The 25,143-nt window shown below is 68.6% G+C and carries 17 protein-coding genes; 7 read left to right on the top strand and 10 right to left on the bottom strand.

What is annotated here, in order from left to right:
• Entirely contained in the window at positions 1 to 840 is an 840-nt protein-coding gene (locus CQ040_RS14645; RefSeq protein WP_105527485.1) for a PfkB family carbohydrate kinase, read from the bottom strand.
• 12 nt (positions 841 to 852) lie between these two features.
• Entirely contained in the window at positions 853 to 1,638 is a 786-nt protein-coding gene (locus CQ040_RS14640; RefSeq protein WP_105527486.1) for a GntR family transcriptional regulator, read from the bottom strand.
• A gap of 140 nt (positions 1,639 to 1,778) precedes the next feature.
• Here CQ040_RS14640 and CQ040_RS14635 point away from each other — a divergent pair, with 140 nt between their 5' ends.
• Positions 1,779 to 3,191 carry an MFS transporter gene (locus tag CQ040_RS14635; protein WP_105527487.1) on the top strand — a complete coding sequence of 471 codons (1,413 nt, stop codon included), beginning with the start codon at positions 1,779 to 1,781 and terminating at the stop codon, positions 3,189 to 3,191.
• A 51-nt stretch (positions 3,192 to 3,242) separates the two neighbouring features.
• Positions 3,243 to 4,220 carry a nucleoside hydrolase gene (locus tag CQ040_RS14630; protein ID WP_105527488.1) on the top strand — a complete coding sequence of 326 codons (978 nt, stop codon included), beginning with the start codon at positions 3,243 to 3,245 and terminating at the stop codon, positions 4,218 to 4,220.
• Positions 4,221 to 4,297: 77 nt separating this feature from the next.
• Here the strand turns inward: CQ040_RS14630 and CQ040_RS14625 are convergent, their stop codons facing one another.
• The gene (locus tag CQ040_RS14625; RefSeq protein ID WP_105527489.1) at positions 4,298 to 5,344 is read right to left on the bottom strand and encodes an NAD(P)-dependent alcohol dehydrogenase; all 1,047 of its coding nucleotides are present in this window, start codon (positions 5,342 to 5,344) and stop codon (positions 4,298 to 4,300) included.
• A 179-nt stretch (positions 5,345 to 5,523) separates the two neighbouring features.
• Here CQ040_RS14625 and CQ040_RS14620 point away from each other — a divergent pair, with 179 nt between their 5' ends.
• Positions 5,524 to 5,760, top strand: a complete 237-nt coding sequence (locus tag CQ040_RS14620) for a helix-turn-helix domain-containing protein (protein WP_181156955.1) — start codon at positions 5,524 to 5,526, stop codon at positions 5,758 to 5,760.
• The gene (locus tag CQ040_RS14615) at positions 5,744 to 7,015 is read left to right on the top strand and encodes a type II toxin-antitoxin system HipA family toxin (RefSeq protein ID WP_105527491.1); all 1,272 of its coding nucleotides are present in this window, start codon (positions 5,744 to 5,746) and stop codon (positions 7,013 to 7,015) included. Before CQ040_RS14620 ends, CQ040_RS14615 begins: the two co-directional genes overlap by 17 nt.
• 137 nt (positions 7,016 to 7,152) lie before the next feature.
• Here the strand turns inward: CQ040_RS14615 and CQ040_RS14610 are convergent, their stop codons facing one another.
• From CQ040_RS14610 to CQ040_RS14585, 6 genes are all read right to left on the bottom strand, one after another.
• The gene (locus CQ040_RS14610) at positions 7,153 to 9,219 is read right to left on the bottom strand and encodes an acyl-CoA dehydrogenase (protein ID WP_105527492.1); all 2,067 of its coding nucleotides are present in this window, start codon (positions 9,217 to 9,219) and stop codon (positions 7,153 to 7,155) included.
• Positions 9,220 to 9,340: 121 nt separating this feature from the next.
• Positions 9,341 to 10,594: an HTTM domain-containing protein gene (locus CQ040_RS14605; protein ID WP_105527493.1), complete on the bottom strand. Its 1,254-nt coding sequence runs from the start codon at positions 10,592 to 10,594 to the stop codon at positions 9,341 to 9,343.
• Entirely contained in the window at positions 10,591 to 11,409 is an 819-nt protein-coding gene (locus CQ040_RS14600; protein WP_105527494.1) for a DUF5819 family protein, read from the bottom strand. Before CQ040_RS14600 ends, CQ040_RS14605 begins: the two co-directional genes overlap by 4 nt.
• A gap of 78 nt (positions 11,410 to 11,487) precedes the next feature.
• Positions 11,488 to 16,680, bottom strand: a complete 5,193-nt coding sequence (locus CQ040_RS14595; RefSeq protein ID WP_146113910.1) for a choice-of-anchor G family protein — start codon at positions 16,678 to 16,680, stop codon at positions 11,488 to 11,490.
• 274 nt (positions 16,681 to 16,954) lie between these two features.
• A complete protein-coding gene (locus tag CQ040_RS14590; protein ID WP_105527496.1) occupies positions 16,955 to 18,709 on the bottom strand; it encodes a glycoside hydrolase family 3 protein in 1,755 nt (584 codons plus the stop codon).
• Positions 18,710 to 18,711: 2 nt separating this feature from the next.
• On the bottom strand, positions 18,712 to 20,010 hold the full coding sequence (locus tag CQ040_RS14585; protein ID WP_028503188.1) for an MFS transporter: 1,299 nt from the start codon (positions 20,008 to 20,010) through the stop codon (positions 18,712 to 18,714).
• Between the two features lie 135 nt (positions 20,011 to 20,145).
• Between CQ040_RS14585 and CQ040_RS14580 the strand changes: the two genes are divergently transcribed.
• Positions 20,146 to 21,420 (top strand): TetR/AcrR family transcriptional regulator, encoded by a 1,275-nt coding sequence (locus CQ040_RS14580; protein ID WP_105527497.1) that lies wholly within the window; start codon positions 20,146 to 20,148, stop codon positions 21,418 to 21,420.
• Between the two features lie 14 nt (positions 21,421 to 21,434).
• Here the strand turns inward: CQ040_RS14580 and recQ are convergent, their stop codons facing one another.
• On the bottom strand, positions 21,435 to 23,492 hold the full coding sequence (recQ, locus tag CQ040_RS14575) for a DNA helicase RecQ (protein WP_105527498.1): 2,058 nt from the start codon (positions 23,490 to 23,492) through the stop codon (positions 21,435 to 21,437).
• A gap of 241 nt (positions 23,493 to 23,733) precedes the next feature.
• On the opposite strand from recQ, the gene CQ040_RS14570 reads away from it, so the two are divergent.
• The gene (locus tag CQ040_RS14570) at positions 23,734 to 24,078 is read left to right on the top strand and encodes a GNAT family N-acetyltransferase (RefSeq protein WP_105527499.1); all 345 of its coding nucleotides are present in this window, start codon (positions 23,734 to 23,736) and stop codon (positions 24,076 to 24,078) included.
• On the top strand, positions 24,075 to 25,010 hold the full coding sequence (locus CQ040_RS14565) for a pirin family protein (RefSeq protein ID WP_105527500.1): 936 nt from the start codon (positions 24,075 to 24,077) through the stop codon (positions 25,008 to 25,010). Before CQ040_RS14570 ends, CQ040_RS14565 begins: the two co-directional genes overlap by 4 nt.
• Positions 25,011 to 25,143 lie beyond the last annotated feature (133 nt).

Genomic DNA, 25,143 nt, shown 5'->3' with positions numbered 1-25,143 from the left:
TCAGCGCGCGAGGTACGTGTCGTACGACGAGAGCAGCGGCTGCGAGCGCGGGTCGGCCACCGCCGCGGCACCGACAGCGCAGGCCGCGGCGAGCGCGGTGGCGGCGGGGACCCCCGAGGCGAGACCGATCGTGAGGGCGGCGCAGAACGCATCCCCCGCACCGACGGTGTTCTCGACGGTCGTCTTGACCGCGGGAGCCGATGCGATCTCCACACCGGACTCGAACAGCCGCGCACCGTCCGCGCCGTAGGTCACGGCGACGCGCCTGGCCGTGCGCAGTGCCGGGATCAATGCGTACTCGGTCTCGTTCACGATGATCAGGTCGGCGCGCTCCAGAACGGCGTCGGGCAGATCGCGTGCCGGAGCCGCGTTGACGGCGAGGTACCCCTGCACCTGCTCGGCCAGCGCGACGACGAGGTCCATCGAGATCTCGAGCTGCGCGAGCACGGCTTCGTCGGCGGCGAACACGACACCGTCGAGGTCGATCTCGCCGTTCGCGCCCTCGCACACCGCGATCTGGTTCTCGCCCTCGCGATCGACGACGATCAGGGCGACGCCGGTGGGCTGATCCCGGGTCTGGATGCTGGTGGTGTCGACGCCGGCCGCATCGAGCTCCGAACGCATCCAGGCGCCATCCGCGTCGGTGCCGACAGCTCCGATCATGCGGACCGTCGCGCCGAGCCGCGCGGCGGCTGCCGCCTGGTTCGCACCCTTGCCGCCGGCCTCGCGGACGAGACGGCCTCCACCGACGGTCTCTCCCGCCTGCGGAAGACGGTCGGCGCGGGCGGTGAGATCGACGTTGATGCTGCCGACGATGATGAGCAGAAGAGATGTAGGCACGAAGGCTCGCAATCAGGAGGTGGTCTGGACGACGGAGAGGTGGCCGACCCGGGACGAGACGATGCACTTGGCGAGGTACACGGGTCGTCCGGCGGTGGTCACGGTCTGCGTGAGGATGAGCACGGGGTCGGTCGGCCTGAGGCCGAGGAGTGCTCCGCGCGAGGCACCGACGACGTTGACCGTGATCTCGCACACTGCCGAGTCGTAGGCGACGCCGGTCTGCTCACGCAGGGCAGCGAGCACGCTCGACGATGAGGCCGCGGCCGCCTCGAGCCCGTCGGCGATCTCCTGGCTGATGTCACTGAGGTAGCGCCCGGCCGGCAAGTGCTCCTGCAGGATCGCGACCGGCTCGCCGTGCCGTTCGACGACGGCCTCACGGAACCAGGTGTTGGCGGCGGGATCGAGGGCCAGCTTGCTGGAGGTGAAGTCGGTCGTGGACTGCAGGTCGAAGCTGATGGTGCGCACGACCACGTCGTCTTCACCGTCTGAGAGGGCTTGCTCCAGGGGACGGAGCTCCTCCAACCCGACGCGTGGCAGGTCATCGGCGACGAATCGCCCGATGCCGCGGCGCGTGATGATGAGCCCGTCCTCCTCCAGCAGCATCAGCGCCTCGCGCACGACGGTACGGCTCACACCGAGTGCGACGCCCAGCTCAGTCTCACGCGGCAGGGCGGATCCGAGTTCGAAAACCCCCGAGCGGATGCCGTCGGCGATGCGGGAGTACACCGCCACGCGGAGCGGCTGTCCGACGGTACTCGTCAGGCTGCGACCGAGGAACTGGTCGATCTCCTTCGTCATGCCGATACCCCTTCGTGTTCGCTCGAGCGGGAGCGCCTCTCGTATTCAAGCATGAGAACGCCCCTGTTGACGATGTTAGACCGGAGAGGTATAACATCGTACAAGCCTCACCCGAGGGCATCCATGACGAAGGAGTCTCCGTGCATACCCAGACCATCACTGCTTCCCCGGGCGCCGTCGCCCGCGAACCCGTGCGCGGAGGCCGCGCCGTCGGATTGGTCGCGACCCTCATCCTCGGCGTGCTCTCGTTCCAGCTGAACGCGAGCATGATCACGCCGGCGCTGCCGGACATCGCCGCGCAGCTCGGTGAGGACATCGGCCAGGTGTCGCAGGTGTCTTCGCTGTTCTTCGTCGCCGGCGCCGTCGGCGGTGTGGTCCTCGGCCGCTGGAGCGACTTCATCGGCCGCAAGCGTGCGCTGTTCGTCGTGCTCGGCATCCTCTCCGTCGGCACGCTGCTGTGCCTGTTCGCCCCCAACCTGACCGTCCTGCTCATCGGACGCGTACTGCAGGGTGCGTCCAGCGCCGCGTTCCAGCTCGCCTACGTGATCCTCAGCGAGTCGCTCAGCGCCAAGGTGTTCGGCACGACCCTCGGCATCATCACCGCGGTCAACGGCGGCGTCGGCGGCATCGACGGCTACATCGGCGGACTGCTGAGCCAGACGTTCGGCTTCCGCTCGATCTTCGTCGTCATCTTCATCGTCGGCCTCATCGCGATCGTCTGCGTGGCCCTGGTGATCCCGAACTCCACCACCGGAGCCTCCACCGGGAAGATGGACTGGTGGGGCGCCGCCGTTCTCTCGATCGCCCTGATCAGCGTGACCTACTTCGTATCGTCCGGCCCCAGCGCCGGCTGGCTGGCACCGATCACGCTCCTCTACCTCGCCGGCACCATCGGGGCGCTGGTGGCGTTCTGGTTCGTCGAGAAGCGCCGCACCACCCCGCTGATCGCCGTCGAGCACCTGCGCTCCCGCCAGGTCTGGCCCGTGGTCGCGACGACCGTGCTCACGCTGGCCAGTGTCTTCGCCGTCATCAACTTCACGGTCGTGCTGCTCAGCCAGGACACCGCGAACGGGTTCGGCCTGGATCCTGCGACCTCGGCGCTGCTCTTCCTCGCACCTCCCGCGTTGATCGGCGTGTTCGCCGCGCCGATGTCGGGCTGGCTCGCCGGCCGCAAGGGATGGATCCCGATCCTGCGCATCGGCATGATCGCCTGCCTCGCCCTGCTCATCGTGATCGCGATGATGCCGCAGAGCTTCTGGGTCGTCTTCGCAATGATCGCGCTGCTCGGTGTGACATACAACGGCATCGTGCTGACCACGATCAACGGCCTCGGCGTCGTGCAGTCCCCCGCCGAAGCTCCGGCCGCGCTCCCCGGCCTGAACGGCAGCGCTTTCGGCATCGGTGCCGGTCTCGGCATCGGCATCGTCGCGCCGTTCGCCGCGCAGGGAACGACCGGCGGCTACGTCACGGCACTGTGGATCTCCGTGGGGATCACCGCTCTCGCCCTCATCACCAGCTTCCTCATCAAGCCTCGGATCTCGACCGAGAGCTGAACCATCGGGCGGCCGCACCCGCGGCCGCCCTCCCGACCACCGGAGCACTTCATGTCCCACACCCCCGCCCGCCCCGTCTACTTCGACTGCGACACCGGCATCGACGACTCCCTCGCGCTCGCCTACCTGCTGGCCTCGCCGGAGATCGAACTTGTCGGCATCGGCACCGTCAGCGGCAACACCAGCGCCGCGCAGGCCGCTGTGAACACGCTCGGTCTGCTCGCGCTCGCGGGTCGCACCGATGTGCCCGTCGCCATCGGGCAGCACGACTTCCTCAGCCACCCCTTCGACGGGGGCGCCCCGCACGTGCACGGCGACAACGGCATCGGCAACATCGAACTGCCGGTGGCCGAGCGTCAGCCCGAAGATGAAGACGCCGCCCGCATGCTGATCCGTCTCTCGCACGAGTACCCCGGCACGCTCGAGGTGATCACGGTCGGCCCGCTGACGAACATCGCGACCGCGCTCGCACTCGATCCGACACTCCCCACCAGGGTCGCGAACCTCACCGCCATGGGCGGGGCGGCGCTCGTCCCGGGCAACATCACCCCGGTGGCCGAGGCCAATATCGGCAACGACCCGGAGGCCGCCTCCGCCACGCTGGCCGCCGGGTGGCCCGTCGTGCTCGTGCCGCTCGACGTCACGATGGAGAACGTGTTCGACGAAGACGACCGCGCAGCTCTCCTGGCCGCTGACGTGCCGCTCGCTCGGGCCGTCGGCGAGATGCTCGACTTCTACTTCGACTTCTACGTCGAGACCTATGGCGAGCGCAGCAGCGCCCTGCACGACCCGCTCGCCGCAGCGATCGCCGTGGGCGGTATCACCGCGACCAACGCACCGGCCGTCGACGTGGTGGTCGACACCTCTCAGGGACCGGCACGCGGTCAGGTCATCTGCGACCTGCGCGGCCAGCGCCGCGGACCGGTCGATCAGCCAGGAGCCACCGTGCGCGTGGTGCTCGGGACGGATGCTCCGCTCGCCCCCCACCTGGTCGCGCGCATGACCGCGGCCGAGGTGCTCGTCGGCTGAGGCTCCTCATCACCTGCGGGTCCGCCACACGGAGAGGGCGGGTCGAGCCATCCCGGCTCGGCCCGCCCTCTCTGCGTTCAGCCGGCGAAGGTGGACGCGTCGATCACGAAGCGGTACCGCACGTCGGAGGCGAGCACGCGCTCGTAAGCGGCGTTGATGTCGGCGGCCGGGATGACCTCGATCTCGGCCGCGATGCCGTGCTCGGCGCAGAAGTCGAGCATCTCCTGCGTCTCGCGGATGCCGCCGATGTTGCTGCCGGCGAGCGAGCGCCGCCCGCCGATCAACGACATCACACCGACCTCGAGGGGCTCGCCGGGAGCACCGACACACACCATGGCCCCGCCGACATCGAGCAGACTCAGGTACGAGCGCAGATCGATCACGGCACTCACGGTGTTGAGGATCACGTCGAACGACGACCGCAGCTCGCGGAAGGTCTCCCGGTCGCTCGTGGCGCGGTACTGGTCGGCTCCGAGCCGCAGGCCGTCGTCCTTCTTGCTCAGCGTCTGCGAGAGCACGGTCACCTCGGCGCCGAGCGCGTGCGCGATCTGCACGCCCATGTGCCCGAGGCCGCCGAGACCGACCACGGCCACCCGGGTGCCCGGACCGACGTTCCAGTGCCGCAGCGGCGAGTAGGTCGTGATGCCGGCGCACAGCAGGGGAGCTGCGACGTCGAGCGGCAGGGCGTCGGGGATGCGCAGGACGAAGCCCTCCGTGACGACGACCTGCTCGGAGTAGCCGCCCTGGGTGACGGTGCCGTCGCGGTCCGTGCTGCCGTACGTGAACACAGCACCCTGTATGCAGAACTGCTCTTCGCCGCGCAGACAGTTGCGGCACTCGCCGCACGAGTTCACCAGGCATCCGACGCCGACGCGATCGCCGACCGCATGCCGGGTGACGGCCTCTCCGACCGCAGCGACCGTGCCGGTGATCTCATGACCGGGAGCGAGCGGGTACTGCTGCGGCCCCCAGTCGCCGCGCACGGTGTGGATGTCGGAGTGGCAGATGCCGGCGAAGGCAACGTCGATCATCACGTCGAGCGGTCCGAGCTCACGGCGTTCGATGACGGCCTTCTCCAGCGGGGCCGCTTCGCTGGGGGCGGCGTATGCGTTGACTGTGTTCATCCGGTGCTCCTCATTCTTGGTCGACGCGAGCGACACTACCCAACGTTCCCGCGAGAACCGCTTTGTGAGGGCTGGCCGCTGCCCGCGGACAAGCAAGTGGGAATTTCCCCACAATCCCCAAGGTGGGTATTTACCCACAGTGGCAAATGTGGGACAATTCCCACATAAGGAGGCATGCCATGCCAACGCTCACAGCACGAAAACCCAACGACATCGCGGCCGTCATACGCGCAGCTCGCGAAGACGCCGGGCTCAGCCAGGCCGAGCTCGCGAATCGCTTGGCGTTCTCCCGCGACTACATGATCGACCTCGAGGCCGGAAAGTCGAATCTCTACATGACACGGCTGTTCCGCACACTCCACGAACTAGGGATCGCTGTCACCCTCGAGTACGGGCGCGATGATGACTCCGCTTGACCTGTTCCTCCATGACGCCCAGGTCGGCATCGTCTCACCGGCTCGCGACAAGACACGTGTGAGTCTCGAGATCGCCCGAGACTATCGGCAGAGCATCCTTCTGACGGAGTCGTTCGCAGCACTTCCCGGTCGACGCCCCGCGAACGACGACGTCTCCAATTTCCTCGGCGGGTACGTGCCTGAGGGCAACCACCGTGAGCGCATGGCAGCGAAACGTCGAATCGACGACGACAACCTGTTCGCCCTCCTCAGCGAGTTCGGAGGATCCATCGCCGGCGCCGTGACCCTGCGGCATCAAGACGAGCCGACAATACTCAGGCCCCGGTACGAAGCCTTGGATGACAAGACTCTTGGCGGAAAGCTGAAACAGGCACTCGAGGACAGCGACCAGGGCATACCCGACGACAGCCGCTCGACCTTGCCCGGGTACCAGCCGAAAGTGTTGGCCGCGTTGTTCGACGACGAGTGGTTTTACCCGCACGGTCGCGCTCACTCGACACATATCCTCAAACCACAGGTCCCCACCCGACCGCATCGGATATTCGACGAGCACTACAGCCACCTCCTCACCCGGCACATCGGGCTGTCCGGCTATGACAGCAGTATCCGCACCGCGGGTCGTATCACCTACCTTTCGATAGAGCGGTTCGATAGGACGATCGAGGGCCAGGACGTCCGGCTCCATCACCAGGAAGACCTCGCCCAAGCACTCGGGCTGGACTGGCGAAACACCGATGTGAAGTTCCAGGAACCTGAATGGCCGAATGACTCGAAACGAGCGAGCAACCGGCGCATCGCGGAGCTCCTCGGGTCGATACCCGGGGGCGACGCGGCCGTCGAAGCTTGGATCCGACAGATGACCTACAACATCGGCATCGGGAACAACGACGCACACGCGAAGAACGTCGCCCTCATGCACCTTTCGCATGGGACCGAACTCTCTCAGATCTACGACGCCGTCCCGAACCTCTTCCAACACGAGCTCATCAAGTGGGACCTTGCATTGGCCGTCGACGGGCAGTTCGACCACCGCAAGGTGTCCACCGAACGTCTTCTCGCCGAGATCGCGTCATGGGGGGTCATCAGTCAGAGCCGCGCTGCAGACATCATCACCGATACGCTGACCGCCATGAACGGCGCCCTGTCGGCGGTCAGTGTCCCCTCCGAAGCGTCTCCGGGAATGGCCGAACGGCTGCATTGGAATGTCAGCCGCCTCCTCAGCGGTGAGGAAGTCAGCGAGCCGAAGAAGCGCTGACCCGGCGCTGCTCGATCCACCCCGTGTCCGGCGCAGGGCACGCCCGTCGGCAAGCTCCTCAGCGACCGAGCCGACCGACTACGAAGGGGTTGGCTCGTGTGATCCAACCCCTTCGAGATGTCGTGCAGGACGCGCGCTCAGCGCTGCTTCTTCTTCAGCGCCTTCTCCTGGATCGGCGCCTGACCCGTCGCTTCGAGGTCTGCGTAGTAGGCACGGGCCTCGTCCTGACGCTGCTTCTCCAGCCCGCTCGCGATGGGCGCACGCACGTGCTCCGACTCATAGCCGAACGCGTTCACCAGGTCGAGCGAGTACGGGCGCAGTCGCGCGCACAGGCGGTCGATGTAGCTCGACACGGCCGCGGCGCGCTGGGTCGACAGGCGTCCGTTGATCAGGTGCCAGGCGAGGTGCTTCTCGATGAGCTGCAGACCGAACAGGTCGCGCAGCCAGGTGAGCAGCTTCTTGGTGTCGGCGTCGTCGATCTGGTGCACGGCGTCGGTGAACGCCTCCCACTGCAGCAGCTCTCCGTGTGCACGGGCGGCTTCGATGAGCTCGGCCTGGTTCTCGTTGAACAGGCGAGCGCCGAGTGCCTTGTCCTTCGCGCCGGGGCGCAGGCGGGAGGCGATGTCGGCCACCATCTGCTGCACGCGGCCGGCGAGCAGATCGTGCTGCTGCTCCTCGCGCAGGCCGCGCTCGACCGAACGGCCCACCTGACCGAAGTCGGAGACGGCCTGACCGAGCTGGCGGAGTCCGGCGCCGTGGAACAGCTTGCCCGCGGTCATCCCGACCGCGAACTTCGCGAGTGCCGCCGCGTCCTTGCCCTGGAACTGCTTGGCGTAGTCGGTCAGCAGACGCTTGCCGACGAGCTGCAGCAGCACGTTGTTGTCGCCCTCGAAGGTCACGTAGATGTCGAGGTCGGCGCGGAGTCCGACCAGACGGTTCTCGAACATGAAGCCGGCGCCGCCGGTGGCCTCGCGGGCCTCCTGCAGCGTGTCGAGCGCGTGCCAGGTCGACAGCGGCTTGAGGGCCGCGGCGAGGGTCTCGAGGTCTTCCCGGTCGGCCGGGGTGTCGGTGCGACCGGAGAAGACGCCGTCGAACTTCTGCAGGAACTCGTCGTGCGCGAAGATCTGCGCATACGTGGTCGCCAGTCGCGGGAGCAGACGGCGCTGGTGCTTGCCGTAGTCCATGAGCACGACCTCCTGCCCGTCCGCACCGTCGAACTGGCGGCGCTGGGTGGCGTAGGTGATCGCGATGTGCAGGCCGAGCGCCGAGGCCCAGGATGCTGCGCCGTCGAGCGACACCCGTCCCTGCACCAGGGTGCCGAGCATCGTGAAGAAGCGGCGGCCAGGGCTGTCGATCGCGCTGGAGTAGGTGCCGTCGACCGCGACGTCGCCGTAGCGGTCGAGCAGGTTGGTGCGCGGGATGCGCACGTGGTCGAACGAGAGGCGGCCGTTGTCGATGCCGTTGAGTCCGCCCTTGAGTCCGTCGTCCTCGCGGCCGATGCCGGGAAGGTCGACGCCGTCCTCGCCACGCAGCGGCACATAGAAGCAGTGCACGCCGTGGCTCACTCCATTCGTGATCAGCTGCGCGAACACGGTCGCTGCGACGCCGTGCAGCGCCGCGTTTCCGAGGTACTCCTTCGTCGCCGCGCGGAACGGGGTGTTGATGACGAATTCCTCCGTCTCGGGGTCGTACGTCGCGGTCGTGCCGACGGCCGCGACGTCGGAGCCGTGCCCGATCTCGGTCATGGCGAAGGCACCGGGGATGGAGAGGTCCATCACGCCGGGGAGCCACTTCTCGTGGTGCTCCTTCGTGCCCAGCTGCAGGATCGCCGAACCGAAGAGCCCCCACTGCACGCCCGACTTGATCTGCAGGCTGGGGTCGGCCACCACGAGCTCCTCGAAGCCCGCGATGTTCGCCCCGTTGTTCTCCTCGCCGCCGAGCGACTTGGGGAAGGCGCGATGCACGGCCTTGTTCTCGACCAGGAGGTGCAGCTGGCTGAGCACGCGCTCACGGTGCTCGTCTTTGCCGAGCTCGTCCTTGCGCCAGAACGCGGAGTCCTTGATCATCTCGCGCGCCTGACGACGCACATCGCCCCACGTGCCCATCAGGGCGTCGTTGATGCGGGCGACATCGACGTGCAGGTCCGCATCCGCGGCATCGGTGTGGGTTCGAGTCGTCTTGGGACGGACGGCGGCGTCGACCATGAGCGTTCCTCTCAGAGGGAAAGTGGGGATACTGCCATGGTAGGTCTGCCACAACCACAGACGAACTGCTCTGTCTGCATCCTCCAACGACCGGCGGGCACATCTCCCCGCCCCGTTGTCGTCAGACCACAGTCCGGACCGACGACGTCGGTTCCGGCGTCGCCGACGGTGGTGCGGCAGCCGCCTCCCGCCACCGCCGCTTCGTCCCGGCGCTCAGACGCCCCCAGGTCCGGTCGCGGATGAAGATCGAGTCGATCGCGATCATCGTGAGCGAGAACCAGGGCAGCCCCATGAGCACGGCGATGCCGATGTGGAAGGAGAGGATGCCCAGCAGCCCGATCAGCCGGGTCGGACGCGTCAGCAGCATCAGCGGGAACGCGACCTGCAGGATGATCGATCCCCAGCTCGCGACCGTGACCATCGGCCCCCACGTGGTGACGAGATCGCTCAGCACCGGCCACGTTCCGAACCGTGCCGTCTGCAGCGGGTTGTAGACCGCGTACCCCTCTTCCCACGGTGCACCGCCCGCCTTGTACAGCGCGCCGGAGGCGTAGACGAAGCACACCTGCGCGGTGAGGGCGACGAGAGTGAGGTTGTGGAACATCGTCCCCAGCAGCGCCGGTTGACTGTTCGGGGCGAACCACTCCCCCGACTTCGCCCGTCGCCTCGCGTCCAGCGACCACCGGGCCGCCGGGTCTGCGAAGAACAGGAGGAACAGGGCGATGCGGAACATGTTGTCGCCCTGGTCGCCCACCATGTCGTTGGCCTCGATGAAGCCCACCCAGAGGCAGAAGAAGATCGGGAGCACGATCCGGAATCGCCAACCGAGGACGAACAGCACCGCGAGCACCCCGAGGAGCAGATAGAGCGCCGTGTAGAGGGCATCGTTGCCCATCGCGGCGTGGAAGGCGCTGAACACCCAGATCTTCGGGAACTCGCTCACCGGCTCCGCGAGCTCGCCGTTCCAGGCCGAGCCCGACCCGAAGGTGTATAGACGGGTGGTGAAGTTGGAGGCGAGCAGACCGATCGCGGTGACGCCGAAGAGGATGCGCGTGACGGCGAGCCCGTAGAGCGCCTTCTTTCCGTTGAAGAGCCAGTCGCCGACGAATGCCGAGATGCGGTCGACGGCCGAGAGCACCATCGCCCAGAGGCCGCCGATCATCGACGAGACGAACGTCAGCAGTCGGGTGACGAATGATCGCGGAGGCACAGTGTTCGCCGGGGCCGGGACAGGTTCGCGAGGAGGAGCGGGAGGGGTCGACACCGGGGAGGGCGCCGACGTCGTCGTGCTCCGCGGCGCAGCATCCTTCCTCTTCTTCGTCTCCGTCTTCTTCCCCTCGGCCTTCGACGCCGCGGTCTTGATCGGCGCGCTCACGGCTGGATCCTCTCGAACTGTCCGCGGAAGGTGTTCGCGAAGTTCTCGCGGCTCTGTCCTTCCTCTTCTATGGGGAGGCGCCATCCGGTGGTCGAGAACGTGGGATCGGGACGCTGGGCGCTCGGATCGTTGCGGTCAGCGTAGGGGACGACGTTCTGACGACTCACGCGGTACTGCACCTTCACCACGGCATCGGCTCCCCAGATCGCGTAGGCCACCTGGGTCGCGTATGCGGTGGAGAGGTGCTCCTCGGCCATGTACTTCTCGGTCGACGGATTGTCGCCCTCGAGCTCATCGAAGGAGCGCACCATCCACTCTTCCCAGTCATCTTCGGCGAAGTCGAGTCCGGCCACGGCCTGCTGGTCAGCGTTCAACTTGTTGTAGGCGTTCATCTGTCCGCTCGCCACTTCGCTCGACTGGATGCCGGCGCGCGGCGGGAACAGGTTGTAGCGGATCATCGAGAGTTCGACATCGGTGGCACTCACCCAGCCGGTCTCGACCTGCTCACCGTCTTTCTCGATGACGGCGCGGACGTTGAAGTGGTAGTCGCCGTTGATGGGCTCCGGCGCGAAGACGCTCCACGACTGGCCGAACATCGGCAGCATGTAGCCGGCGAGCACCTCCTGCGTGGGGATCTCCCGCAACGCCGAGTACGGCGCGATCCACAGGAACGAGGCGCCTATGTGCCACAGGGTCAGGAGGCAGGCCGCGAAGGCGATGAGCTTCACCCACCAGGTCGGACGCGGACGCGCTGCGGCCGCTGCCTTCGATGCAGACACATCGAGCTCCGGTGAGGACTCGGGTTTCGTGCTCATTCACTTCCCTCCGTACCGCCGAGGGTCGGGACCGCCGTGGGGAAACGGACCCGACCACTCAGCGTTCTTGCATCGCGATCACTCCGTCTGAACCAGTCGTCGTCGGGATCTCGCGAGTCTCATCGTCCCCAGGCCGAGTACCAGGAGCAGTGCGGCCAGAGCGATCCATCCGCTCTGCACCTGTCCACCGGTCGTGGCCAGGCCCGATGCCACCACCTGGAACGAGGCCGACACGCTGCCGGAGCTCGCACCGGTCAGCGTCACGGCGTGCGTTCCGAGATCGGTGGCGGACGGGACCGTCCAGGTGAAGGTGACCGTGCCCTGCGCGTTCGCGACCTGGCTGCCCAGCGCGATCGGGTCGGAGGCCATCACACCGGTGACCCTCTCGCCGGGCTGGAAGCCCGTGCCGACCGCGGTCTGCTGCTTGCCGCGTTCCAGCACCGGGGACTTGAGCGCGATGGCGATGTTCCCGGTCGGATCGGCCGCTGCGTCGGCAGATGCCGATGCCGTGGCCGAAGCGGATGCCGCAGCCGTCGCCTCTGCCGAGGCATCAGCGGCTGCCGATGCGGAAGCCGTGGCCGACGACGAGGCGTTGGCCGCCGCAGCCGCCGAGGCGTTCGGGTCCGCGTCGGCCGAAGCCGAGGCATCAGCCGCACTCGTGGAGGTCGCGTCGTTCTGCGCCGCAGCCTGCGCCGCCGCAGCGGCCGAGGCGTTGGCGGCCGTGGTGGCGGTCGTCGAAGCATCCGTCGACGCATCGGTGGTCGCCGCGGCCTGAGCTGCGGCAGTGGCCGACACATCCGCCGCAGCAGAGGCCTGACTGGTCGCGTCCGCGAGAGCCGCGGCCACAGCCGCCGCCTCAGCTGAGGCGTTGCTGTCGTCATCGGCCTGCGCAGAAGCCGACGCCGACGCCGAGGCGTTCGTGTTGATCTCCGCAGATGCGTCCGCAGAAGCGACCGCATCCGAAGACGCATCGGTCGAGGCGTTCGCGATGGCTGCCGCGCTCGAATTCGAGGCCGCACTCGTGCTGGCATCCGACGTCGCCGAAGCCTCGGCCGCGGTGTTCGTCGTCGCGTCGGCCAGTGCCGCCGCCTGGGCTGCGATCGCCGCACCGGCGTTCGCCTCCGAGGTGGCATCCGCTGTCGCCGCCGTCGACGACGTCGCCGTCGCTGCCGATTGCGCCGCGGCCTCCGCAGCCGGATCAGCAGCAGCCGATCCCTCGGCCGTCGCATCTGCGAACGCCGCCGCCTGGGCCGAGGCCTCAGCGACCGCATCGGTGGAGGCGTCGGCGTTCGCCGAGGCGGAGGCCGATGCTGCGGCGTTCGTGTTGGCTGCGGCCTCGGAAGAAGCATCCGTGGACGAATCCGTGGTCGCTGCCGATTCCGACGAGGCCGACGAGTTCGCGTTCGCCACGGCCGAGGCCGCGGCATTCGTGTCGTCCGAGGCATCCGCCTGCGCTGCCGCCTGAGCAGCCACTGCCGCCGAGGCGTTCGCCGTCGAGGTCGCATCCGTCGACGCGGTCGTCGAGGCATCGGTCGTCGCCGCCGCCTGAGCGGCCGCCGTGGCATCGGCCGTCGCCGCGGCAGAGGCGTTGGAGGTCGCATCGGCGAGCGCCGCAGCTTCCGCAGCGGCTTGCGCCGACGGGTCGCCGTCAGCGGTGGCATCAGCCGAAGCGGATGCCGAGGCTGCCGCGTTCGTGTTGACGTCGCCGGGAGTGCCCGCCGTCACCTCGGTGGTGTCCGATCCGGTGACCGCCCCCGCTGTCGCGGTGAGCGTGTACCCCGTGCCGGGCGTCGTGCCGATCGGGACCGGATAGCTCGCCGTGAAGGCGCCGGACGCGTCGGTCGACGCGGTCACCGGACCGCCGACGTTCGCCCCGCCGCCCGGTGCCGTCAACTGCAGCGACACCGTGGAACTCACCGGCCAGCCCGTGCCTGTGACGGCGAGGTTGGTTCCCGCAGGAACCGTCGGTGCCGCATCGACCACGACCGGAGCCGCGGTGACCTCCGTCGTGTCGGTCGCCGTCTGCGCGCCCACAGAGGCCGTGACCGTGTACCCGGTCCCCGCAGGGGTGCCCGCCGGTACCGGGTAGTCGAGCGTGAACGCCCCGAGCCCACCCGTCGTGGCCGTCCGAGGCGTGCCGATGACGGCGCCGCCGGGAGCGGTCAGCTGCACCGACACCTCGGTGTCCGCCGGCCAGTTCGTCCCTGCGACGGGCAGATCGCTACCCGCCTGCACGGTCGCCGCCGCATCGACGGTCGCCGCCGCGGTCACTGCCGTCGTGTCGGTCGCGGTCTGCGCGCCGACGTTCGCGGTCACCGTGTAGCCGGTGCCGGGCGTGGCTGATGCAGGCACCGGATAGTCGAGCGTGAACCCGCCGGATGCGTCGGTCGTGACGGTCTCGGGTCCTCCGACGTTCCCGCCGCCGGGAGCCGTCAGCTGCACCGACACTTCGGTGGTCGCCGGCCAATTCGTGCCCGTGACCGGAAGGCTCGCACCCGCCTGGACCGTCGCCGCCGCATCGATCGCCGCCGCGGCCGTGACCTCGGTCGTGTCCGTGGCGATCTGAGTGCCCACGGTCGCCGTCACGGTGTAACCCGTGCCCGGTGTCGCGGATGCGGGAACCGGATAGTCGACGGTGAAACCGCCGGAGGCATCTGTCGTGACCGTCACCGGGCCACCGATGTTCCCACCGCCGGGAGCCGTCAGCTGCACCGAGACCTGCGTCGTCGCCGGCCAGTTCGTGCCCGCCACCGGAAGACTCGTCCCCGCCTGCACGGTTGCCGCCGCGTCAACGGCCGCAGCGGCCGTCACCTCGGTGGTGTCGATCGCCGTGATCGCACCAGCCGTGCCCGTGACCGTGTAGGCGGTGCCAGGCGCAGCGGATGCCGGAACCGGGTAGTCGAGCGTGAACGCACCGGATGCGTTCGTCGTCACCGTCTCCGGACCGCCGATGTTCGCGCCGCCGCCGGGTGCGGTCAGCTGCACCGACACCGCGGTGTTGGCCGGCCAGTTCGCGCCCGTGACCGGGAGACTCGTGCCCGCCTGACCTGTCGCCGCCGCGTCGATCGCCGCGACCGGCGCATCCGTCACCTCGGTGGTGTCGGTGGCCGTCTGCGTGCCGACCGTCGCGGTGACCGTGTAGCCGGTGGCGGCGGGGGTGCCCGCCGGGACCGGGTAGGCCAGCGTGAACGTTCCGGAGGCGTCGGTGGTCACAAGCTCGGGGCCGCCGATGTTCGCACCGCCTCCGGGCGCCTGCAGTTGCACCGATACCTGGGTGGTGGCGGGCCAGTTCGTTCCCGAGACCGCGAGGTCGGTGCCTGCCTGCACAGCGGGCGCGGCGTCGATCGCCGCGGCGGCCGTGACTTCGGTCGTGTCGGTCGCCGTGACTGCCCCGGCGGTCGCCGTGGCCGTGTAGCCCGTGCCCGGTACCGCCGATGCGGGAACCGGGTAGGAGAGCGTGAGCCCACCGGACGCATCCGTGGTCGCCGTCACCGGATCACCGACCGCTGCACCCCCCGGCGCCGTCAGCTGCACCGTGACGTCGGTGGTCGCGGGCCAGCCGGATCCAGTGACGGGAAGGCTGGTTCCCGCCTGAACCGTGGCGGCCGCATCGATCGCGGCGACCGCGGCGGCTGCCGCCTTCACCGTCGAAGACCCGAGGTCGAGAGCGACTCCACCGCCGACAGCAGGGAGCAGATTCACTCCGAGGGCCCGCACGGTGAAGCTGCCTCCGGGAATGTCGCCCGTGGCCGGTTGTTCGTTGATCGTGATGGTCGCGACCCCCGCCAGCACGCCCTGGAGCACGGGGTCGAGCGTCGTGAGCACGGGACCGGTGAGCGCGGCGAGCGCCGGCTGCACGAGCGGGATCACGCTGTTCAACGCGGTGTTCACGAGCGGACCGGTCGTGGTGGCGACCGCATTCGTGACCGCGGCGACCACGGGATTGAGGAGCAGCCCGATGTTGAGGCCGGCGAGGGTGATGTCGGTCGTGACCACGGGGACCGGAGTGGCGGTGCCCGCGAACTGCGCGAGCGAGCCCTTGACGGTCACGTCACCCGAGACGAGCGGAGTTCCGGTGAGCGGAACCGTGAGGTCGACCCCCACGGTCAGCGTCACCTGGAGCGCATCGAGCGTCGACTTCAGGATCGTGGAGACCTTGCCGTTGAGGCTGTTCGGGTGGGTGCCGGTGAGGGCCGAGGTGATTCCCTGCTGGATCGCGGAGATCGTCGTGGCCGAAAGCACCGGGGTGTTCGCCGGCAGGGTGTTCAGGTTCGCGCCCGCACCCGTCTCGACGAGGATCTTGGCGAGGTCGACCGAGACCGTCCCGGTGCTCAGATCGACGAGCACCGAACCCGTCGTGTTCTCCAGCGGCGTCTGCAGCACCTGGGTCGTCACGGTCTGCCCGACCGTGTCGAGTCCGGCGATCCCGACCGTCCCTCCGGTCGCGGTGAAGGCCGCGAGGAGCGGCACATCCGGGATCGCGTTGATCGTGTTCACGAGGGTCGTGACGAGTGCCGTCAGCGCCCCGCCGGGACCGGCGAGGTTGCTCACGGGCGTCACCGTGCCCTGGATCGCCGCGGCGAGCGTGCCCGAGAGCCCGGCGACCAGGTTGCTGTGCAGATCGAGGTTCAGATCGGCGATGCGGTACTCGGACGTGACGGTGCCGGCGTTCGACTCGGCGCGCGATGCGAGCGCGCCGATGCCCACCGATGCCTGATCGAGGACCGCGTCGGTGAGGCCGGCCACGTTGAGCTGGTCGAAGAGATCGGTGAGTTCGAGGGTGCCGGGGTCCACGCTGCCGTCGATGGCGCCGGTGTCGATCGCTCCACCCGAGGTGATGGTTCCCGAGGATGCGATCGACTGCGTCTGCGTCGGCGACGAGCTGAAGCTCTGCGCAGCCCCCAGGTCACCGAGCTGCAGCAGACCGGGCGTGGTGCCGTCGGTCAGCAGCGCGATGTTCAAGGTCCCGACGTCGATGTTGAGCGCTTCGAGCAACCCGACATCCAGCCCGCCGAGCTCGGAGCCCGGGGCCGCGGGGTTGCTGGTCAGCGTGTGACCGAGCGCCGCGATGTCGAGTCCGCCGAGCAGTGCGGCGGGCAGCTCGATGATCTGCCCCTGCGCGACCGACGGATCGTTCGGATTCGCCGCGTCCAGCGCATTCGCCGCCGTCGGCACCAGCGCACTCGCGAGGATCACCGCGCCGACGGTGACGCCGGCGATGCCTCCTCCTACAGCTCTGCGTCGCCGCAGAGACCTCTCCTGCAATTCCATTCGCTACTCCCGTGTGATGCGATCTTCCGCGTCACATGGCCCCCCCACGGGTCGACATCTGTCGGCCGAGCGATGTTGCGCTCATTCTTACGGGATCGCGAATGAGAAGTCCAGCATTCGTCCAGAAATCATCCGGCGACCGCCATCGCGGGAGACATTTCGAAACTCGGCGACTGCATGGCGCGCTGAGTGCGGCCCGCGAGACCTCCCGGGGACGACGAAACCGCCCCGCACGCTGAAGCGTGCGGGGCGGTTCTTGAACGTGCTCCGCGGACTACAGCGAGAGCCCGTGGCCGAAGCGGAACAGCGGGTCAGCGGTGTCGAACGGCACGTCGGGACGCGAGGCCTCGACGGCGGCCATCGACCGCGGCAGGTCGAAGGGCAGCTTGCCCCGAGCCGCCACCGTGCCGCTCAGGACGTCGAGCAGAGCTGCGCCCGATGCACCCCAGTTCACGGTCACTGCGGCTGCGACCTCGGCGATCGGCGTCAGGATCGGCGGGCGGTCGGCGAGCACATCGACCACGGTCGGCACGGCGGCGGCGACTTCGCGAACATGCGCGATCACCTCGTCCGAGAACGCGAGCGAACCTGCGTGGAAGAAGTTCTCGAACATCGTCGCGCGCTCCTCGAACGGAGCCTGCAGGCGGATGATCGCCAGGTCTGCCTCGCTCGGCGTCTCGACGATCTCCCCGAAGGACGCAGCCACCTCGGCGTCGATGCCTTCGACATAGATCTTCCGGCCGCGGGCGAACGGCAGAGCACCGTCGTTCGCGAGCACCGTGATCGATGCGCGCTGGGCGTCTTCGCCGGCGGTGCGGAACTCGGCGCGACCGACGATGTCGTCGGCGGCGTCCTCGTCCACGTACGGGTTCTCGAACAGTCCGAGCTCGAACTTCTCGCGCAGGATGCGTCGTGCCGAGACGTCGAGACGGGCCTCGGTCACCTCGCCGTCCGCGATGAGCTCGAGCAGGAGCTCCGGGTTCGCCTCGCCGCCGAACTGGTCGGCACCGGCATCCAGCACCTTCTTCATCCGCTCACGCGGCGTGAGGTCTTCGACGCCCCAGGCACGAGCCGGGAACGGCTGGCCGAAGATCTCGGAGTCGCTGATCAGACCCCAGTCGGTGCACACGAGACCATCGAAGCCGTAGCGCTCACGCAGCAGGCCGGTGATCACGGACTTGTTGAACCCGAATCCCACCTCCTCGTACTCGGTGCCGACGGGCATCCCGTAGTACGGCATCATCTGCCTGGTGCCCGCGGCGAGCGCGTCTTCGAACGGCTTCAGGTGAAGCTCGAACTCGCCGCCAGGATAGACCTGCTCACGGCCGTAGGGGAAGTGCGGGTCTTCGCCGTCCTTCTGCGGTCCACCCCCGGGGAAGTGCTTGGTCATGGTCGATACCGAGCCGGGGCCGAACGATGCGCCCTGGAATCCCCGGATGTAGGCCGCACCGAGCTTGCCGGAGAGCTCGGCGTCTTCGCCGAAGGTCGCCGTCTGCCGCGCCCAGCGGGGCTCGGTCGCGAGGTCCACCTGCGGGTGCAGAGCTACGCGCAGCCCGACCGCCGTGTACTCCTGACGGGCGATGTCCGCGAAACGCTCGACGAGCTCCTCGTCACGGGTCGCGGCGAGGCCGAGGGTCTCCGGCCACTGCGAGAACGGGCCGGCCAGGATCGACGCGCCGGGGTTCTCACTGAACGAGTGCCGCGGATCGGTTGACAGCGTGACGGGGATGCCGAGGCGCGTGGATGCCGCGAGCCGCTGCAGCGCGTTCTGCCATGCCGCGATCTCCCGGCCGGTCGGCGCAGCACCGAGCAGGTTGAAGTGCGTCATCCGCTTGGTCTCGAGGAACTCGCGGGCGGAGGGCGTCGCGAAGATCGGGTTGGGCTCTTCGAGGTCGCCGATCGCGATCATGGTGTGGAAGAAGAGCCCGGCCTTCTCCTCGATCGTCATGGCGTCGAGCAGCAGCTGCACCCGCTCGTCGACGGAGAGGTCGGCGTCGAGCCAGGGGCGCGCGGTGGTGGTGTCGGTCATGGTCACTTGACTCCCTTGATGCGGTAGACGAGAACGGCGCCGGCCAGCGCGACGACAGCGCCGAACAGGTACCAGGTGGTGTATCCCCCGAGCGGGGTGGCGGCGCCGATGGCGATGATGCCGGGAGCGATGGCGGGGGCGATCGACTGCGGCAGGGCGTTGGCGATGTTCAGCACACCGAGGTCCTTCGCCACGTCGTCGGGGTTGGGGAGCACCTCGGTGGCGAGGGCGAGGTCGACCGAGAGGAAGGATCCGGCTCCGAGGCCGATGATCGCCTGCGCGATGATGACGGTCGTGACGTCGGGAGCGACGGCGAGGATGACGAGACCCACCACCATGATCACGCCGGCGATCGCGACGAACGGACGACGCTTGCCGATCTTGTCGGAGAGGAATCCGCCCAGCGGCGACGAGATCGCCATCGCGGCCATCGAGGCGAGGTTGGCGGCCAGGATGATGCCGACCGCGCCCTGCTCGTCGAGACCGAACTTGGTGATGAGGTACAGCGGCAGGAATGTGGCGATGCCGGCATAGCCGAACATCACGAAGAACTTGGTCAGCCAGGTCCAGCCGAAGTCGGGGTGCTTGCGCGGGTTGAACACGAAGGAGCCGAAGAACATCGCGACCGTGAACTTCTCGGCGGGCTTCTCGGTGAGCCGGCGGTCCTTGAGGGTGAGCACGAACACGATCACGAGGATCAGCGCGATCACGCCGGGCACGACGAAGCGCTCGAAGTCGCCGGGCAGGAAGTTGACCAGGAGACTGCCGGCGAGGATGCCGATCGGGGTCGTGATGCCGATGATGCCCGACACCTTGCCACGGCTGGTGACCGGCACCTGATCGGGCAGGGTGGCGTTGGCCGCGGCGAGCACGGCGTTCATCGAGGTCTGCACGAGGCACCAGGCGAGCAGCACCATCCAGACCGAGGTGGCGGAGCCGATGAGGACGAATCCACCGACACCCACGATCGCGCCGCCGAGGATCCACGGGCGACGCATACCCCACCGCGAGGTGGTGCGGTCGGAGAGTCGGCCCACGAGCGGGTTCGCGATGAGGGCGAAGATCGCGCCGACGCCCATCACGAGCCCGAGGCTGCCCTCGGTGTTGACCGGGTCGATGTGCTGGATCTTGAACGCCATCGACACCATGACGGGCGTGAGAAGGGCGAGATAGACGCCGAAGTTCACGGCGGCGAGGCCCGGCGTGTAGCCGCGCGGGGTCTTCGGCGGCGTGGTTCCGGGGGCCTTGAACCCGGTGGTGCCGACCGCGGCCGCAGCGGCGGCGGATGACAGCTCTGTCATGACAGTCCTTTCGATTCACCGCACGTCTTCGGGCGACGCGGTTCTGGGATGACGATACACCAATATCGACCATCTGGTAACTGAAAGTAGACCGGTTGGTAATGAGCGAGGATAGGATGCAGAAAGGAGGATGCGATGACGACGACGACAGCGACCGGCTCACGGCATGATCGCGCCGCGGCGACACGGCAGCGCATCCTCTCCGCCGCGCATGACCTGTTCGTCACCCGCGGCTACCGCTCGACCTCGCTGCGCGACATCGCCGCAGCCGCATCCGTCAGCCACCCCGGCCTCCTCGGCCACTTCGCCTCGAAGGACGATCTGCTCGCCGAGGTCGTCGCGGGACTCGAGGCCGACAACGAGACGGTCTTCAGCGCGATCGCCGCGGCATCCGAACCAGGCGAGCTGGTCTTCGCCGGCATCGCCGAGCGCAACGCACACACCGAGGGCTACCTCGAACTCTTCGCTGCGCTCACGGGCGAGGCCTCGGCCCCCGGCCACCCCGCGCACGAGCGGATGCGCGATCGGTACTGCCGGCTGCGTGCACTGAGCATCGACGTCCTGGAAGACGCGAAGTACCACGGTGTGATCGCGGCGGACCGCGACGTCGATGGCGAGACGGTGCGGCACACGGCAGGCTGGGATGGACTGCAGCTGCTCTCGCAGTACCTTCCGGATCGGGTCGACGTGGTGGAGATGCTCCAGGAGCGCGAGAACCTGTGGGCTCTGCCGCTCGCCTGGCGCGACCCGGACGACGAGACCGGATCCGATGCCCCGTCAGGGCCCATTCCCGAGCTGCGCACCGCCGTCGCACCGGACACCGACCCGGGATACGCGGTCGGCCGGCGTCGCCGCGCGCAGATCCTCGCCGACGCGATGCGCTTGTTCTCCCGCGACGGCTACGGCGACACCAGCTTGCAGGACATCGCGACGGCGGTCGGCGTCTCGAAGTCGACGCTGCTGCACCACTACCCCTCGAAGGAGGTGCTGCTCAGCGCCGTCCTCACCGAACGCGACAGCGCCATCAACGAGAACAAGGGGTTCACCGGCGCCGCCTCCGCTGGCGAGGTGCTCCGCGGAATCCCGGACGGTGCCGAGCTCGGCGCACACGAACAACCCGGCCTGATCGAGGTCTACGCCGTGCTGTCGTGCGAAGCCGTGCCCTCGACGCACCCTGCGCACGAGTACTTCGCCACGCGGTTCGCGAACGCTCTCGAGTACTTCACCGAGCTCTTCCGCCTCGCCCAGATCGATGGCGACCTGCCTGCGCACCGCGACCCCGCACACGAGGCCACCTGGCTCATCGCGATGTGGGACGGCCTGCAATACCAGTGGCTGTACGACAGGGAACGGCTCGACATCGCCGCCCAGCTGCGCGCCCACCTCGAAGACGTGCTGCCCCAGCACTGACTCGGCAGGGAGGCTCAGTCTGCGGCGATGACCGCCAGCACGCCTTCGCCATAGGCCTGGCGCTTCTTCTCGCCGATGCCGGTGATGCCCTCGAGGTCGGCGAGCGACGCCGGACGATGCTCCGCGAGCGCGCGCAGCGTGGCATCTCCGAACACGATGTACGCGGGAACGCCCTGCTCCTTCGAGGTCTCGGCCCGCCAGGCGCGCAGCGCCTCGAACAGACCGCGATCCCCCGCATCCAGAGAGTCGGCGGCGCTGGCCTTGCGAGCCCGCGTCGACGAGGCCGGGCGCCCGATCGTGTCCTTGCGCAGCGGAACCGCGGTCTCGCCGCGCAGCACTCCGGCCGCCTGCTCACCGGGAGCGAGAGTGCCGTAGTCGCCCTGCGCCACCAGGATGCCCCGGGCGAGGAGCTGCCGCACGATGCTGCGCCAGTCCTGGTCGGAGAGGTCATTGCCGATGCCATAGGTCGCGAGCTTGTCGTGCCCCTGCTGCCGGATGCGCTCGGTCGAGCCGCCGCGGAGGATGTCGATCAGATGACCGGCGCCGAACGACTGGTTGCGCTCGCGCTTAAGACGCACGATCGTCGAGAGCAGCTTCTGCGCCGGGACGAGTCCGTCGAAGGTCTCAGTGTCTTCGAGACACGTGTCGCAGTTGCCGCACGGCTGCGACTCCTGTCCGAAGTAGCCGAGCAGGTTCTGCCGGCGGCACTCCACGGTCTCGCACAGCGCGAGCATCGCGTCGAGGTGCTGCCCCATCCGCATCTTGAAGGTGCGGTCGCCGGGGCTCTGGTCGATCAGGCGGCGCTGCTGCACGACGTCACCGAGGCCGTATGCCATCCACGCCACCGCGGGCTCGCCGTCTCGACCCGCACGACCGGTCTCCTGGTAATACCCCTCGACCGACTTCGGCAGATCGATGTGCGCGACGAAGCGCACGTCGGGCTTGTCGATGCCCATGCCGAACGCGATGGTCGCGACCATGACCACGCCGTCTTCACGGAGGAAGCGCGACTGGTTGGCCGCACGCACTTCGGCGGGCAGACCCGCGTGATACGGCAGCGCGTCGAGCCCCTGCGCCGCGAGATAGGTCGCGGTCTGCTCGACCGACTTACGACTGAGCGCATACACGATGCCAGCGGGCTGCGCGCCGTCGTCGGTCACCGGGGTCTGCGACTTGATGAAGGTCACCAGCTGCTTGCGCGGATCGACCTTCGGCACGATGCGGTACTGGATGTTCGGGCGATCGAAGCTCGCGACGAAGTGCTTCGCGGCCGCTCTTCCCCCAGTACCGTCGAGGCGCAGTCGTTCGGTGATCTCCTTGTGCGTCGCGGCGGTCGCGGTGGCCGTGAGCGCCATGCGCGGAACACCGGGGAACCGCTCGCCGAGGTCGCCGAGCGCGAGGTAGTCGGGCCGGAAGTCGTGCCCCCACTGCGACACGCAGTGCGCCTCGTCGATCGCGATCACGCTGAGAGTGCCGCGTTGCAGCAGCGCCGTGGTCTGTGCGTTCGACAGCCGCTCTGGGGCGACATAGATGAGGTCGAGTTCGCCGGCGACGTACGCCCGCTCGACTTCGCGACGCTCATCGATCGCCTGCGTGGAGTTGAGGTACGCGGCGTTGACACCGTTGGCCCGCAGCGCATCGACCTGGTCGTGCATCAGTGCGATGAGCGGGCTGATCACCAGCCCCGTGCCCTCGCGCACGAGCGCCGGCACCTGGTACGTGATGCTCTTTCCGCCACCGGTCGGCATCAAGACGACGGCGTCTCCGCCCGCGATGACCTGCTCGACGATGTCGGCCTGATCGCCGCGGAACTCGTCGTAGCCGAAGACCGTGTGCAGGGCCTCGCGCGCGGTCGGGTAACGACTCGGCGTCGCTCGGCGAGCGGTCGGTGCCGCGGCCGTGGGTGCCACCGGCGTGACCGGCCCCTGGCCCCAGTCGAGCGGTGGCTCGAAGCCCGCGCCCTGCGGTTCCCAGTCCATCGGCTCCGGTGGGACGGAAAACTCCCAGCCGTCGTCGTAGGGCTCGTCGGCGTACGGCAGGTCCGCGTACGGGTCACGGGGAGTCTGCGGCATCCCTCCAGCGTAACGACCCCCGCCGACGCGGGAGGCGCTTCATCCACAGGCCGCCCTAAAGTGGGCAGCGTGAGAGGTGAGCGGGCGAAGGTCTCGGAATCGGGCATCTCTCTCGTGCTGATCGGGGCGGCCGTCGCGTTCCAGGTGAGCAACATCGCCCTGCCCGTGCCGTAGCCCCGCGCCCGCCCCACCCTTTGCACGCGGGCGTAGGTTGGAGGCATCCCGTTCGAAGGAGCATCCGATGACCGACATCACCGTGACCCGCAACGACGAAGAGTCGCGCTACGAGATCCGCTCCGACGACGTGCTCGCCGGTTTCGCGGCGTACGACCTCCGCCCAGGCTCCATCCGGTTCATCCACACCGAGGTCGACCCTGCCTTCCAGGGTCAGGGGCTGGCGGGGAAGCTGGCATCGGCTGCGCTGGCGGATGCCGCGGGTCGTGGTGACGCGATCGTCCCGCTGTGCCCGTACATCGCGAGGTACCTCGAGACGCACGAGGTCCCCGGCGCCGAGATCCGCTGGCCGAAGGCCCCATCGGGACCCGTCGGCGCCGCGGACGAGGACCCGACGGGCCGAGCGGAATGATCGGGCAGCACCGCCTCATCCTCGAGCCGCGCGAGGTGCCGCTCGGCGGGGTTCGCGGCATGAACGTGCTGCGCGCACTGCCGCATCGCAACCTGCCGACGATCGGGGCGTGGTGCTTCCTCGACCGATTCGGTCCTGCTGACACGAAGATGCGGGTCGAACCGCATCCGCACATCGGACTGCAGACGGTGACCTGGCCCCTCGTCGGCGAGATCCGTCACCGCGACTCGCTCGGCAGCGACGCCGACCTGCGCCGCGGGCAGCTGAACCTGATGACCGCCGGCAACGGCATCTCGCACTCGGAGTACTCGATCGGCGACGGACCCATCCCCCTCGATGCGCTGCAGTTCTGGGTGGTGCTGCCCGATTCCGCCCGCGACGGTGCCCCCGGCTTCGAACGGCACACCGACCTGCCCGCGCTTGCACTCCCCGCCGACGAGGGAGCGGATGCCGAAGCCACCGTCGTGCTCGGCGAACTCGCGGGCGTGCGCTCGCCCGCCACGGTGCACACCCCGATCGTCGGCGCCGAGATCGTCCTCGCCCCCGGTTCGCGCGTGCGCCTGCCGCTGCGTTCCGACTGGGAGCACGCGCTGATGCTCGTCGAGGGCGATGCCGTGGTGGCCGAGCATCCACTCGACCGGAACGGACTTCTCTATCTCGGCGACTCCCGCGACGTCGTCGAGGTGTCGAGCACCGAGGGCGCCCTGCTGTTCCTGCTCGGCGGCGAGCCGTTCGAGGACGACATCGTGATGTGGTGGAACTTCGCCGGCCGCACGCACGACGAGATCGTCGAGGCGCGCGAGGAGTGGGAGGCGGAATCCGCGACGGGCACGGCGCCCACGCGCTTCGGCGCGGTCGAGGGTCACGACGTGCGCATCCCCGCCCCGCCGCTGCCGCCCGTGCGGCTCATGCCCCGCAGCCGGAAGCTCTGACGCCCGGTCCCTGATCGGTTGCGGTCGCAGTTCCTGCCGCGCCGAACGCGTTCCGGACGGCAGCAAGTGCGACCGGAACGAGGTTGGCGTCGGCGGGCGGGCGGAGGCGGGGCGGACGGGCGTGGGCGGACGG

Source organism: Microbacterium sp. MYb54 (assembly GCF_002979515.1).
Taxonomy (GTDB): domain Bacteria; phylum Actinomycetota; class Actinomycetes; order Actinomycetales; family Microbacteriaceae; genus Microbacterium.
Note: the sequence above shows the minus strand (reverse complement) of the source record. Positions and strands in the feature narration are given on the sequence as shown.